Annotated in this window: 13 protein-coding genes and 1 pseudogene; 7 read left to right on the top strand and 7 right to left on the bottom strand. The window is 72.7% G+C overall.

Annotated elements, in window-relative coordinates:
• Positions 1 to 86: 86 nt before the first annotated feature.
• Positions 87 to 1100 (top strand): DNA topoisomerase IB, encoded by a 1014-nt coding sequence (locus ACZ63J_RS03935; protein ID WP_465399850.1) that lies wholly within the window; start codon positions 87 to 89, stop codon positions 1098 to 1100.
• Positions 1101 to 1233: 133 nt separating this feature from the next.
• A complete protein-coding gene (locus tag ACZ63J_RS03930; protein WP_465399851.1) occupies positions 1234 to 1569 on the top strand; it encodes a hypothetical protein in 336 nt (111 codons plus the stop codon).
• Between the two features lie 4 nt (positions 1570 to 1573).
• Here ACZ63J_RS03930 and ACZ63J_RS03925 read toward each other — a convergent pair whose 3' ends face one another.
• The gene (locus ACZ63J_RS03925) at positions 1574 to 1954 is read right to left on the bottom strand and encodes a VOC family protein (protein ID WP_465399852.1); all 381 of its coding nucleotides are present in this window, start codon (positions 1952 to 1954) and stop codon (positions 1574 to 1576) included.
• 154 nt (positions 1955 to 2108) lie between these two features.
• On the opposite strand from ACZ63J_RS03925, the gene ACZ63J_RS03920 reads away from it, so the two are divergent.
• Entirely contained in the window at positions 2109 to 2564 is a 456-nt protein-coding gene (locus ACZ63J_RS03920; RefSeq protein ID WP_465399853.1) for an SRPBCC family protein, read from the top strand.
• Here ACZ63J_RS03920 and ACZ63J_RS03915 read toward each other — a convergent pair.
• Together ACZ63J_RS03915 and ACZ63J_RS03910 are read right to left on the bottom strand one after the other, a co-directional pair.
• Entirely contained in the window at positions 2555 to 4147 is a 1593-nt protein-coding gene (locus ACZ63J_RS03915) for a phytoene desaturase family protein (RefSeq protein WP_465399854.1), read from the bottom strand. The two genes, ACZ63J_RS03920 and ACZ63J_RS03915, sit on opposite strands and share 10 nt — an antisense overlap.
• A 104-nt stretch (positions 4148 to 4251) precedes the next feature.
• On the bottom strand, positions 4252 to 5442 hold the full coding sequence (locus ACZ63J_RS03910) for a zinc-dependent alcohol dehydrogenase (RefSeq protein ID WP_465399855.1): 1191 nt from the start codon (positions 5440 to 5442) through the stop codon (positions 4252 to 4254).
• Between the two features lie 131 nt (positions 5443 to 5573).
• Between ACZ63J_RS03910 and ACZ63J_RS03905 the strand changes: the two genes are divergently transcribed.
• Complete coding sequence (locus ACZ63J_RS03905; protein ID WP_465399856.1) at positions 5574 to 6179, top strand: flavodoxin family protein; 606 nt, start codon at positions 5574 to 5576, stop codon at positions 6177 to 6179.
• An 18-nt stretch (positions 6180 to 6197) separates the two neighbouring features.
• Here ACZ63J_RS03905 and ACZ63J_RS03900 read toward each other — a convergent pair whose 3' ends face one another.
• Positions 6198 to 7325, bottom strand: coding sequence for an FUSC family protein (locus tag ACZ63J_RS03900; RefSeq protein ID WP_465399857.1), 1128 nt, complete (start codon positions 7323 to 7325; stop codon positions 6198 to 6200).
• A 251-nt stretch (positions 7326 to 7576) separates the two neighbouring features.
• Between ACZ63J_RS03900 and ACZ63J_RS03895 the strand changes: the two genes are divergently transcribed.
• Positions 7577 to 8038 (top strand): hypothetical protein, encoded by a 462-nt coding sequence (locus ACZ63J_RS03895; protein ID WP_465399858.1) that lies wholly within the window; start codon positions 7577 to 7579, stop codon positions 8036 to 8038.
• Positions 8017 to 8160, top strand: a pseudogene (locus ACZ63J_RS03890) (VOC family protein); the annotation flags it as partial. The gene ACZ63J_RS03895 and the pseudogene ACZ63J_RS03890, both read left to right, overlap by 22 nt.
• A 17-nt stretch (positions 8161 to 8177) precedes the next feature.
• Here the strand turns inward: ACZ63J_RS03890 and ACZ63J_RS03885 are convergent.
• The 3 genes from ACZ63J_RS03885 to htpG form a co-directional block, all read right to left on the bottom strand.
• Positions 8178 to 8612 carry a DUF6292 family protein gene (locus ACZ63J_RS03885; protein ID WP_465399859.1) on the bottom strand — a complete coding sequence of 145 codons (435 nt, stop codon included), beginning with the start codon at positions 8610 to 8612 and terminating at the stop codon, positions 8178 to 8180.
• A 120-nt stretch (positions 8613 to 8732) separates the two neighbouring features.
• A complete protein-coding gene (locus ACZ63J_RS03880) occupies positions 8733 to 9383 on the bottom strand; it encodes a phosphoribosyltransferase (RefSeq protein ID WP_465399860.1) in 651 nt (216 codons plus the stop codon).
• A 205-nt stretch (positions 9384 to 9588) separates the two neighbouring features.
• Positions 9589 to 11493: a molecular chaperone HtpG gene (gene htpG / locus ACZ63J_RS03875; RefSeq protein ID WP_465399861.1), complete on the bottom strand. Its 1905-nt coding sequence runs from the start codon at positions 11491 to 11493 to the stop codon at positions 9589 to 9591.
• A gap of 268 nt (positions 11494 to 11761) precedes the next feature.
• Here htpG and ACZ63J_RS03870 point away from each other — a divergent pair, with 268 nt between their 5' ends.
• Entirely contained in the window at positions 11762 to 12700 is a 939-nt protein-coding gene (locus ACZ63J_RS03870; RefSeq protein WP_465399862.1) for a CE1 family esterase, read from the top strand.
• Positions 12701 to 12753: the final 53 nt, after the last annotated feature.

Genomic DNA, 12753 nt, shown 5'->3' with positions numbered 1-12753 from the left:
GACGGGTCTACTGTGGACGAAATGCGGTCCGGCCCCGACCGGGGTGATCCGGGTTTCGCGGCGGCCGGGGCGGGTACCAACGGGGCGTGGGACGCACCCGACTCCGGCGCAGTGACCTGCGCGGCCCCGGCTTCCGGCGGGTCCGCCGCGGCCGCGGCTTCTCGTACACGACGGCCGACGGCGGGCCCGTCACCGGCGCCGAGCCGCTCGACCGGATCAAGGCCCTGGTCATCCCGCCGGCCTGGCGGGACGTGTGGATCTGCCCGCACCCGAACGGGCACGTCCAGGCCGTCGGGACCGACGACGCGGGGCGGCGCCAGTACCTCTACCACGAGCAGTGGCGGCGGGACCGCGACGAGGAGAAGCACGACCGCGTCCTGGCGATGGCCCGCCGGCTCCCGGCGTGGCGGGACTCGGTCGAGACCGATCTGTCCGGATCCGGCCTCACCCGGAAGCGGGTTCTCGCGGCGGCGCTGCGGATGCTCGACCGGGGGATCTTCCGCACCGGCGGCGAGGAGTACGCGGAGGAGAACGGCACGCACGGCGTCGCGACGCTGCTGCGGGAGCACGCTGCGGTCCGCGGGGACGAATGCCGGTTCTGCTACGTCGCCAAAGGCGGTCTCGACCGTGAGGTGGCGATCCGGGACGAGGCGCTGGCCAAGGTCCTGAAGTCCCTGCTGCGCAGCCGGTCGGGCAGCGACCGGCTGCTCGTCCACCGCGAGGGCCGGACCTGGCACGAAGTGCACGCGGCCGACGTCAACGAGCGGTTCAAGGAGCTCGCCGGCGACGGCTGCACCGCGAAGGACCTGCGCACCTGGAACGCGACGGTGCTGGCGGCGGCCGCGTTCGCCGCCGCGGACCCGCCGTCGTCGCCCGCCGCCCGCAAGCGCGCGGAAGCGGGCGTGATGAAGGAGGTTTCCCTGGCGCTGGGCAACACCCCCGCGGTGTGCCGATCGTCCTATGTGGACCCGCGGCTGGTCGAGGCCTACCGCGACGAGCGCACGATCGCGGCGGCGCTGAAGCGGGCGGCACGCGTCGACGGCGACGACGCGCGGGCGGTGCTGGAGAAGGCGTGCGCACGGCTGCTGAGCAGCGCGTGATTGAACATCACCCGGGCGGGGAAATCCGAGGGTGTCCGGACGGCCGCAGACAGCAGGGGGCACGGTGAGTGAGCGTCGATCCACCCGTACGTGTACTGGCCCGCGGACCCGCTCGTCCGGGAACCTGGGACCGATGAATCCCGACGTTTCCTCCGTGCGCTGGCGCGCGTCGATCGGCCTCGCGGTCGGCGGCGACGGGCCGGTGTCGAGCATCGTCGAATCCGACCACGGGAGCGAGGGCTCGGCCCGCGAGTGGATCGAACGGAAGCTGCCGCGGGCGAGGTTCCCGGCGTGGATCCCGGCGGCCCGCCGCGCGGACGGGGCCGAACTGTTCGGCCGGGTCGACCGCGGGCGCGTGGTGACCGGACGCCTGCTGCCGACGTGGGAGTCCGAGGGGACACCCGTGTGGCACGCGGACCAGGCCGGCGACCGGGTGCAGTGGCGCCGCTGCGCGGCCGAAAGCGACTGACCGCTCAGGCGGCGCCGACGTCCGTGCGCAGCAGGCAGAACTCGTTGCCTTCCGGGTCCTGCAGCACTTCCCAGGACTCAGTGCCGTCCTGACCGACGTCGGCCGGGCGCGCGCCGAGCGCCAGCAACCGGGCCAGCTCCGTCTCGTGATCCGTGCCGGCCGGGCTCACGTCCAGGTGCAACGGCAGCTTCCCTCGGCGCGGGTTGTCGGTCTGCGCCAGGACCAGCGTCGGCGGCCCGGCGCCGAACTTGCCACCCGGCGGACCCAGCTCGAGACCGTCGGGCTCGTGGCCGACGATCTCGTAACCGAGCACGGCGCACCAGAACTCGGCGAGCCGGCCGGGATCGGCACAGTCCAGGACGAGCTCGGTGATCCGGCAGGCCATCCCGCTCAGCTCCGTTCGGTTTTCCGCGCCACGGCGGTGGCTTCGTCGTCGACCACCATCGTGGCACGCGGCCGCAGGCTCGGGTTCGTCGGCGCGGGCATACCCCGTCGGTGACGGGGTACTCCCGCTTCGCCCCGACGAGCAGGAGGTAGTCGTGACCGAGGTCAGCCGGGTGATCGACGTGCCGCCCGAAGCCGTGTACGACGTCCTCGCCGACGGCTGGCTCTATGCCGGCTGGGTGGTCGGGAGCTCGCACATCCGCGACGTCGACGAGCGCTGGCCCGCGACCGGCTCGCGGATCCACCACAGCGTCGGCCCGTGGCCGGTGCACATCCAGGACGAGACCGTCGTGACCGCGGTCGAGCCGGGGCTTTCGCTGGCGCTGGAGGCGCGGGCCTGGCCCGTCGGCGCCGCGGCGGTCGGGCTCACGCTCGTGCCGCACGGCGACGGAAAGACCCTGGTCCGGATGACCGAACACGTCGTGCGCGGGCCCGGCAAGCTGCTGCCGGCGGCCCTGCAGTCGCTGCTGGTGAAGCCCCGTAACACCGAGTCCCTGGCTCGTCTCGCCGACCTCGCGACCGGCAAGCACGCCAACCCGGCTCAGCCGTAGATCGCGCGGTGGGCCGCCCGGATCACCGCCGCGTACCCGGGACCCAGCTTTCCCGCCCGGGCCAGCGCCGCCCGGGCCGCGTTCGCGCCCGGGCCGCCGTGGACCGCGCCGCCCGGGTGCGCCGACGCGCCCGCCAGGAACAGGCGGTCCACCGGGGTGTCCGCGCGGCCCGCGCTCGGCACCGGGCGGAAGAACAGCTGCTGGTGAATCGCCGTGGTGCCACCGTTGATCGCGCCGCCCACCAGGCCCGGGTTGTGGTTCGCCAGTTCCACCGGCCCCTGGACGTAGCGGGCCTTGATCAGGTCGCGGAAGCCCGGCGCGTTCGCCTCCACCGTCTCCTCGATGCGCTTCGCGCGCCGCTCCAGCGCCGCGCGGTTCTCCATCGTGCCGCGCGGGACGTGCGTGTACGCCCACGCCGACTCCGTGCCGGGCGGGGACCGGTCCGGGTCCGTGGTGGTCATCTGGCCGAGCAGCAGGAACGGCCGCCGCGGGGTGCGGCCGCGGGTGAGCTCGCTCCCGTAGGCGGACAGGCCGTCGAGGTCCGTCCCCAGGTGGATCGTGCCGGCGCCGCGCGCGGCTTCGGCCGTCCACGGGATCGGGCCGGACAGCGCCCAGTCCACCTTGACCGTCGCACTGTCCCATTCGAACCGGCCGAGATCCTCGACCAGCCGCCGCGGCAGCCACTCGGCGCCGACCAGGTCGCCGTACAGGATCGGCGCCGGGACGTCCGCGAGCACGGCCTTGCGGGCGCGCACCGGGGCGCCGGAAGTGCCGCGGACCCCGAGCGCGCGTCCATCGCGGACGAGCACCTCGGCCACCGGACGTCCACAGTGGACGGTTCCGCCGCGGGACTCCAGCCGTCGCACCAGCGCCGTGATCAGCTCCCCCGCGCCGCCCGCCGGCACCGGGAACCCCTCGTCCTGGCCGATCATCGCCATCAGCCAGCCGAACACCGCGCTGCCCGCGTTGTCCACCGACAGGTCGCTGTGCGCGGCGTTCCCGGCCAGCAGCAGCTTCGCGCCCTCGCCGTCGAACAGCTCGTCGCCGAACCGCCGCGCGGGCAGCGTGAGCATCCGCGCCAGGCGCAGCGCTTCCGGCGTCCCGGTGCGCCACAGCAGCTTCAGCCCCGGGCGGACCGGCGGGAACGGCGTGAACAACGCGTCCAGCAGCGGTTCCCGGATCTCCCGCCACTGCTCGACCAGCCGCCGCCACGCGTCGCCGTCGCCGGGGGCGAACGCCTCGACCGACGCCGCCGTGCGGTCGAGGTCCCGCGACAGCACCACGCTCCGGTCGTCGGGCAGCACGTGCGCGAGGACGTCGGGAGCGTGCCGCCAGCGCAGGCCGTGCTCCCCCAGCCGCAGCCCCTGGATCACCGGGGACACCGCGCTCATCGGGTAGAAGGCGCTGAACAGGTCGTTGCGGAAGCCCGGTTCGGTGACCTCGGCCGTCCGGACCGCGCCGCCGGGATGCCCGGTCGCCTCCAGCACCAGCACCGACCAGCCCGCGTCGGCCAGCAGGTTCGCCGCCACCAGGCCGTTGTGCCCGGCGCCGATGACGACGGCGTCGACGGCTTCGGTACTCACTGGGACCTCCCGGGGGCCGGCTCGTCCCCGTCGAGGTTGCCAGCCCGCCGCGATCTCCGCCAGCGTGGGCGGCGCGGCTCGGAACGGCAGGTTCCTCCCGAGGACTACCGGCTGGGCTGGAGCAGGATCTTCTGCGCGCCGTCGAGCTTCTTCTGGAAGATCTCGTACGCGCGCGGTGCTTCGGCGAGCGGCAGCTTGTGCGTCGCGAAGCTTTCGACGCCGAGCGGGTCGCCGTCGCCGGTGAGCACCGGCATGATGTCGTCGATCCAGCGCCGGACGTTGGCCTGGCCCATCCGCAGCTGGATCTGCTTGTCGAACAGCTCCATCATCGGCATCGGGTCGACCATGCCGCCGTAGACGCCCGACAGCGAGATCGTGCCGCCGCGGCGGACGCTGTCGATGGCCGCGTACAGCACGCTGAGCCGGTCGATGCCGGCCTTCTCGGTGATCTTCGCGCCGAGCTGCGGCGGCAGCAGGTTCACCAGGTTGTGCGCGAGCTTGCCGACCGGGGCGCCGTGGGCCTCCATGCCGACCGCGTCGATCACCGCGTCGGCCCCGCGGCCGTGGGTCAGCCCGCGGATGGTGTCGCCGATTTCCTTGTGGTCCCGCGTGTCGAGCGCGGTGGCGCCGTACTCACGGGCGCGCGCGAGCCGCTCCGGCACGAGGTCGACCCCGATCACCTGACCGGCGCCGTGGTGACGGGCGATGCGGCAGCTCATCTGCCCGATCGGCCCGAGCCCGAAGACGACAACCGTGCCGTCCTTCGGGATGTTCGCGTACTCGACGGCCTGCCACGCGGTCGGCACCACGTCGGAGAGGTAGACGAACCGGTCGTCCGGCGGGCCGTGCGGCACCTTGATCGGGCCGTAGTGCGCCTGCGGGACCCGCAGGTATTCGGCCTGGCCGCCGGGCACCTGGCCGTAGAGCCGCGTGTAGCCGAGCAGCGACGCGCCTTTGCCCTGTTCGGTCACCTGGGTGGTCTCGCACTGCGACTGCAGGCCGCGCTCGCACATCCAGCAGTAGCCGCAAGAAATGGTGAACGGGACCACGACCCGGTCTCCGGGCTTGATGTGCTTCACCTCGGGCCCGACCTCCTCGACGATCCCCATCGGCTCGTGGCCGAGGATGTCGCCCTCGGTCATGAACGCGCCGAGGACCTCGTAGAGGTGCAGGTCGGAGCCGCAGATCCCGGTCGAGGTGACCCGGATGACGGCGTCGGTGCCCTCCTCGATCTTCGGGTCCGGCACCTCTTCGACACGGACGTCGCGCCTACCGTGCCAGGTCACTGCCTTCATGGCTCTCCTCTTCCGTGGGGTTGTCGATCCCCGGTTTCCCGGGTGGGCGGGCGGCAAACGCGTGGCCGCCGGCGGTTGGCGCCCGCGCGGACCGGGTAGCCGGAGTGGTCCGAACCCACCGGGAGGAACCCATGCCCCTGCGCGTCCTGGCGCTCACCTGCACGCTCAAGCCGTCGCCGTCGAAGTCGAGCAGCGACCTCATCGCGCGCCAGCTGCTGGACCTGTTCGCCGAACGCGGCGCCACCGGCGAGATCGTCCGCGTGGTCGACTACGACGTCCGCCCGGGCGTGGAAACCGACATGGGCGAGGGTGACGAGTGGCCGGAGATCCGGCACAAGATCTTGGCCGCCGACGTCCTGCTGGTCGCCACGCCGACGTGGGTGGGTCACATGTCGAGCGTCGCGCAGCGCGTCCTCGAACGCCTCGACGCCGAACTGTCCGAACAGGACGGCGAAGGCCGGCCCGCGATGTTCGGCAAGGTCGCGGTCGCCGCGGCGGTCGGCAACGAGGACGGCGCCCACAAGATCATCGCTGACCTGTTCCAGGCCCTCAACGACACCGGCTTCACGGTGCCGGCGCAGGGCGGCACGTACTGGAACGGCGAGGCCATGCAGGGCGGCGACTACAACGACCTCGACGAGACGCCCAAGGCCGTGGCCTCGGCGAACGCGACGCTCGTCCGCAACGCCGTCCACCTGGCGAACCTGCTCCGGGAGCAGCAGTACCCGGCTTCGTGACGGCTACCTCGATCCAGGTCAACGGCTTTCCAGCCGCTCCAGCAGGTGCCGCGCCGGCAGGGTGAGGGTGCCGAGCCCCAGCCGCGCGGACACGCCGTCGTCCGCGGTGACCAGCCGCTCCTCGAGCTGCGCCAGCAGTTCACGGGACCGGTCCAGGTCGACGGCTTCGCCGCCCTTCGCCACCGACCGGACCGCGGCGGCCAAGCCCGCGACCAGGTCCGCCAGCGCGTCCCGCGCGGCCGGCCACGGGTAGCCGAACGGGTGCTCCTGCTGCCCGGACGTCGTCCGGACGGCGGTGACCAGCTGGGAAACCGGCGGCCACAGCGCGATGAGTGTCGCGAGTGGACGTTCGTGCCGGCTGCCCGCCCCCGGCCGGCGGCGGCGCAGGTTGAGCAGCCGCCCCTCCTTGGTCAGGCCGGCGGCATCCTCGGCCAGCTGCACGAGGCTCCGCACGTCACGGGCCCGGGCCAGCAGGTCTTCGACGTCCTCCGGCGGCTCGCCGTGGCGGACCAGGTCGGCCGTCGCCTCCAGCAGCTCCGACAGCGCGGTCGCGAGCCGGCCGGCGGCCGAGGACAGCCGTTCCCCGTGCAGCGGCGGGAAGATCAGGGCGTTCACGACCGCGCCGATCGTCGCGCCCAGCGCGGTCTCCAGCAGCCGGTCGCCCAGCAGCACGGTCTCGGTCGCGGTGCCGTAGGAGATCACCAGCATGCCGGTGACGCCGACCCAGATCCCGGCCGAGCCGAAGTGCCGCCAGTTCCCGGCCAGCAGTCCGGTGAACACGACCACGGCGAGCGCCACGGCCTGCGACGGGATCAGCTGCCCGGCGAGCGCGGCGAGCAGCACGCCCGCCGCCACGGCGCCGACCTGCTGCAGCCAACCCCGAAGCGACCGGTACACCGTCGCGTCCACCAGGAACACCGCCGCGTACGGCGCGAGGAACGGCTGGGGCAGCCGCAGCACCAGCGTGGCCAGCAGCCAGGCGCCGGTGGCGGCGAACGTGGCTTTCGCGGCTTGGACGAGACTTTGCCGTTCGGTTCCCGGGACCCGCAGCGCGCGGGCGAACCAGCCCACCGGCGTCCGGTCGTGCCGTTCGGTCAGCGCGGTCCCGAAGCGCGACCGCGGCCGCTCCCCCGGCGCTTCGGCCATCGGTCCTCCCTCCGCGGATCGGTCACCGCGCACCGGTTACCCCGGGCCCGGCGGGCCGAACCGCGATTGTCCACTTCGGACTTGGTTTGGTCCCGCGTGGATGTGGTAACCGGCCGGGACACGGACTTCGTTACCCCCACCGGACCGGGGGCCCGCGTCCTGGTTGGAGGGACCGGCGCGAGTCCCGGCCCCTCCACGTCCGCGCCGGGCGGTTTCGGCCCGGCGCCACCGGGTAGCCGGAAGGACACGGCGTGAAGGAGGGTTCCCATGCACCGCACCACCACCCGGCCGACGGGCGAGCGCGCATGACCGCGGCGCCGGTCGTCGTGCAGTACCGCCTGCACGCGGACTCCGCCGTCGGCCACCCCTGGGTGCGACGGCTGCTCGGCCCCCGCAGCGGCCTCGATCTCGACGCGGGCGGCCTGCGGGTGCGGCTCGGGCCGTGGGTGGTCACGACGCCGCTGCACAACCTCGCCGGGGCCGAGGTCAGCGGCCCGTACAGCGCGTGGCGCGGCCTCGGCGTCCGGCTTTCGCTCGCCGACCGCGGCCTGACGTTCGGCACGACCACCGCGGGCGGTGTCTGCCTGCGCTTCCGGGAACCGGTGCCCGGCATCGAACCGTGGGGACTCCTGCGGCACCCGGGCCTGACGGTGACGGTCGCCGAGCCGGACCTGGTCGCGGAGGCGGTCAACCGGATCGTGGCGGCCACATGACGGCCGCGTGCCGCGACCAGCGGGCCGAGGTGGCGCGGCTCGTAACGCTCGGCGCGAAGGTTCTCGACGACCCGGCGGACGACCCGGAGGACAACGAGTTCTGCGTGCTGCCGCCGCGCTGACGCGGGCGGTGGACTGCTCAGGACTGGCCCTCGGGCAGGCAGACGGGGTTGCTCGCGCAGCCGGCGAGACGCTCGTCGAAGCCGTCCGGGGCCCCGGGTCTCCGCAGGTCCGGCGGGTCGGGCTGGCCTGGGTACGCGTCGGCGTAGAGATCCTTCACGAAGGCCAGGACGGTGTCCGGTGCCGCCAGCACGTCGACGCCGAGGTAGGCGAGCACCACCACGTCCTCGCCGGCCGCGGACTCGACCGCCGCGGCCCAGCCGTCACGCTCGTCCCACAGCAGGGCCGCTTCGTGGTCCGGGAACCGCGCGAGCCGGCGCTCCAGCGCGAAGTACGCGGACGCGGGCACTTCCACCTCGCAGAACCACGCCGGAACGTCCAGCTTGGTCGCCACGGCCAGGAAGTACTGCCGCAGCCCGCGCGCCGGAGCGCCGAGCCCGTCCCGTTCGATCATCTCGCCCGCCCATCCGGTTCGCGGCCCCCGCCGGGTGGTACCCCGCCACCCATCCGGTCAACCCGGGTCTCCCCGGGTGGAGCAGCACGTCACGGCCCGTCCTCAGTGGAGGTCCCAGGGTCACCGGCCGAGCAGCGAAAGTACGTCCTCGTCGCTCGTCTGGCGGAAATCGGCGTACCACTCGCCGACCGCGCGGAATCCCGCCGGTTCGGCCACGCAGACGACGTCGTCGACCTCGTCCCGCAGCCTCGCAACCGCGTCGGGCGCGCCCACCGGCACGGCGAAGACGACGGTCCGCGGGTGCCCGGCCCGCAGGTCACGCAGTGCGGCCGTCGCGGTGACGCCGGTGGCCAGCCCGTCGTCGACGAGGATGACGTCGCGGCCCGCCGGCCCGGCCGGCGCGCGGCCGCCCAGGTACCGCTCGAGGCGGCGCCGGGCCTCCGCCCGTTCGCGCTCTTCCACGCGGGCCATCCGGACGGCCGTCAGCTCCATGACACGCAGGATCGTTTCGTCGTAGATCGCGGGACCGTCCGGGGTCACCGCGCCGACGCCGTACTCGCGGCGGCCCGGCGCGCCGATCTTGCGGGCGACCGCGACGTCCAGCTGAGCGCCGAGCCGCCGCGCGACCACGGCGGCCACCGGCACCCCGCCCCGGGCGAGCCCGAGCACGAGCGGGTCGGTCCAGGTCCGCCGCGCCAAGGCGTCGGCGAGCCGGCGCCCAGCGTCCTCTCGGTCGGCGAAGACGCGCGCAACGCTCTCGCGGGTGCCCACGGGTCAGCCGCCGTCCGGTTCCCGGCGGTGCACAGGCCACTCGCCGGGTACCTGCGGACAGCGCGGCGGCCTGGCGGCTTCGAGCACGGTTCCGGCCATACGTCGCGCATGCCCGTTCGGGAGCCGCCCGAAACCTCACGCGCAACCTCGGCGATCGTCCACAGTGGACGAAGCCCGGGCGGGGTGGTCCCGCCCGGGCCCGGTCTCACAGCGTCTTTTCGAGCCGGCTCGCGAGCAGCTTGATGAACCGGCCCGGGTCACCGAGCTCGCCGCCTTCGGCCAGCAGCGCCATCCCGTAGAGCAGCTCGGCCGTCTCGGCCAGCCCCGCGTCTTCCGGCCGCGCGGTGTGTGCCTCGCGCAGGCCGGTCACCAGCGCGTGCTCGGGGTTGAGCTCGAGGATCCGCTTGATCGGCGGCAGCTCCTGCCCCATCGCCCGGTACATCTTCTCCAGCGTCGGGGTCAGGTCGTGGGTGTCCCCGACGATGCAGGCGGGCGACGTCGTCAGCCGCGACGAAAGCCGGACCTCCTTGACGGACTCGCCCAGGGACGTCCCCATCCACGACAGCAGGCCTTCGAAGTCCTTCTGCTGCTGTTCGCGGGCCACCTCGGTGGCCTTCTTGTCCTCGTCCGACTCCAGGTCGACCTGGCCCTTGGCGATCGACTGGAACTGCTTCCCGTCGAAGCCCGGCACCGCGTCGACCCACATCTCGTCGATCGGGTCGGTGAGCGCGAGCACCTCGTACCCCTTGGCCCGGAACGCCTCCAGGTGCGGCGAGTTCTCGATGGCCGACCGGGACTCGCCGGTCATGTAGTAGATGTGCTGCTGGCCGTCCTTCATCCGCTCGACGTAGTCGCGCAGCGAGGTCGGCTTCTCCGCGTCGTGCGTCGAGGCGAACGACGAGATCTCGAGGATGGCCTCGCGGTTCTCGAAGTCGTCGAGCAGGCCTTCCTTGACCGCGCGCCCGAACTCCCGCCAGAACGTCGCGTACTTCTCGGCGTCGGCGGTCATCATCGACTTCACCGTCGAGAGGACCTTCTTGACCAGGCGACGGCGGATCAGCTGGATCTGCCGGTCCTGCTGCAGGATCTCGCGCGAGACGTTGAGCGAGAGGTCCTGCGCGTCGACGACGCCCTTGACGAACCGCAGGTACTCGGGGACGAGCGACTCGCAGTCGTCCATGATGAAGACGCGCTTCACGTACAGCTGGACGCCGCGCTTGCGCTCCCGCAGGAACAGGTCCATCGGCGCGTGCGAGGGCAGGAACAGCAGCGCCTGGTACTCGAACGTGCCCTCGGCCTGCAGCCGGATGGTCTCCAGCGGGTCCTGCCAGTCGTGGCTGACGTGCTTGTAGAACTCGTGGTACTCGGCCTCGGTGACCTCGCTCGACGACCGCGCCCACAGCGCCTTCATCGAGTTGACCGTCTCGGCCTTCGGCTCTTCACCCTCGGCGGCCTCGCCGGCCATCCGGATCGGCCAGGTGATGAAGTCGGAGTACTTCTTGACGATCTCCCGGATCTTCGCCGGGGACGTGTAGTCGTAGAGGTGGTCCTCGGCGTCCTCGGGCTTGAGGTGCAGGGTGACCGCGGTGCCCTGCGGCGCGTCTTCGACCGGCTCGATCGTGTAGGTGCCTTCGCCGGTCGACTCCCAGCGCACGCCCTCGGCCGTGCCGGCCTTGCGCGTCACCAGCGTGACCTTGTCCGCGACCATGAAGCTCGCGTAGAACCCGACGCCGAACTGCCCGATGAGGTCCTGCGACGCCGCCGCGTCCTTCGCCTCCTTCAGCTTGGTCAGGAAGTCGGCGGTGCCGGACTTGGCGATCGTGCCGATGAGGGCGACGACCTCGTCGCGCGTCATGCCGATGCCGTTGTCGCGCACCGTGAGGGTGCGCGCGGCCGAGTCCGCCTCGATCGCCACGTGCAGGTCGGCCGTGTCCGCGTCCAGGTCCTTGTCGCGGTACGACTCCAGCCGCAGCTTGTCGAGGGCGTCGGAGGCGTTGGAGACGAGCTCCCGCAGGAAGGTGTCCTTGTTCGAATAGATCGAATGGATCATCAGCTGCAGCAGCTGACGCGCTTCCGACTGGAACTCCAGCGTCTCGATCGGGGTGGTCACTTCCGGTCCTTTCCGGTGCACAAAAGCCGAGGTGGGCCGATCCTACCGAGGGGCACCGACACTCCGGGGCGTCACCCGGTCGCGCACTTCACTGATCCGGCCGGAAGCAGGCCGGCCCGCGCACGGCAAGCGACCGTCGGCACGGAGCCATCAGGCCGTGACCGCGGTCGGATCAGTGAAAAGTGCGCACAGTATGAACGCAATCTAGGTGAGGTCGGACTCCGAGGGTGATGCTGGCCACGCCCCGCTGCCGATCAAGGAGGATCGAGTGCCCGGACCCCTGCCCCGGTGGGCGGCCGCGTTCGCCGCGGCCTGCGCCCTGACCACCGCCTTCGCCGCGCCCGCCGCCGCGGCGGGCGTCGTCGACCACCCCGTCCGCACCACCGGCTGCGGGCGCCCCGCCCCGGTCCCCGCCGGGGTGACGACCACGCAGCACGTCGTGTCCGGCGGCCTCGACCGCACCTACACCGTGCACCTGCCCGCGCACTACAACCCGCGCCGCGCCTACCCCCTGGTCCTCTCCTTCCACGGGCACAAGCGCACCTCCCAGTACCAGGAGGAGCTGTCCGGGTTCTCGGCGCTGGACACGATCTCGGTGTACCCGCAGGGCCTGATCGGCACCGACGGCGAGTCGGCCTGGACCGGCGCGCCCTACTCCGCCGCCGCGGACGACGTCCTGCTCACCAGTGACCTGCTGAACTCGCTGCAGCGCACGCTGTGCGTCGACGACAACCGGATCTTCGCCACCGGGAAGTCCAACGGCGGCGGGTTCGTCGGGGTGCTCGCGTGCCGGCTGGCCGGCCGGATCGCGGCGTTCGCCCCGGTCTCGGGCGCCTTCTACCCGCAGGGCGGCGCCTGCCACCCGAGCCGGGACGTCCCGATCCTCGACTTCCACGGCACCGCCGACACGACCATCCCCTACACCGGCAACCCGGACAAGGGCCTGCCGTCGATCCCGGACTGGCTGGCCGGCTGGTCCACAAGGGACGGTTGCCGCGCCAAGCCCGTTTCGTGGACGCCGGTGCAAGGGGTAGTCGCGCAGAAGTGGCTCGGCTGCGACCACCGCGGCGCCCTCGAGCACTACCGCGTCGAAGGGGCCGGGCACGTCTGGCCGAGCACGAAGCCGAACCTCGACTCGGCCACGCCGACGGTCATCGACGCGACCCCGGTGATCTGGCGGTTCTTCCGGGGCCATTCCCTGCGGTAAACACGATTGACGCGGCTCGCGCCCCTCGGCGACCATGAACCGCACCAGGCAGA

The sequence above is a fragment of the Amycolatopsis sp. NPDC104863 genome (genome assembly GCF_055582965.1).
The sequence above is the reverse complement of the archived record's forward strand: the minus strand, read 5'-3'. Positions and strand labels throughout refer to the sequence as shown.

Excerpts from the sequence above, each read along its gene's own strand:
- ACZ63J_RS03910 (WP_465399855.1), bottom strand. The coding sequence starts at position 5,442 with ATGAAGGCAGTGACCTGGCACGGTAGGCGCGACGTCCGTGTCGAAGAG.
- ACZ63J_RS03925 (WP_465399852.1), bottom strand. The coding sequence starts at position 1,954 with ATGGCCTGCCGGATCACCGAGCTCGTCCTGGACTGTGCCGATCCCGGC.
- ACZ63J_RS03930 (WP_465399851.1), top strand. The coding sequence starts at position 1,234 with ATGAATCCCGACGTTTCCTCCGTGCGCTGGCGCGCGTCGATCGGCCTC.
- ACZ63J_RS03900 (WP_465399857.1), bottom strand. The coding sequence starts at position 7,325 with ATGGCCGAAGCGCCGGGGGAGCGGCCGCGGTCGCGCTTCGGGACCGCG.
- ACZ63J_RS03885 (WP_465399859.1), bottom strand. The coding sequence starts at position 8,612 with ATGATCGAACGGGACGGGCTCGGCGCTCCGGCGCGCGGGCTGCGGCAG.
- ACZ63J_RS03905 (WP_465399856.1), top strand. The coding sequence starts at position 5,574 with ATGCCCCTGCGCGTCCTGGCGCTCACCTGCACGCTCAAGCCGTCGCCG.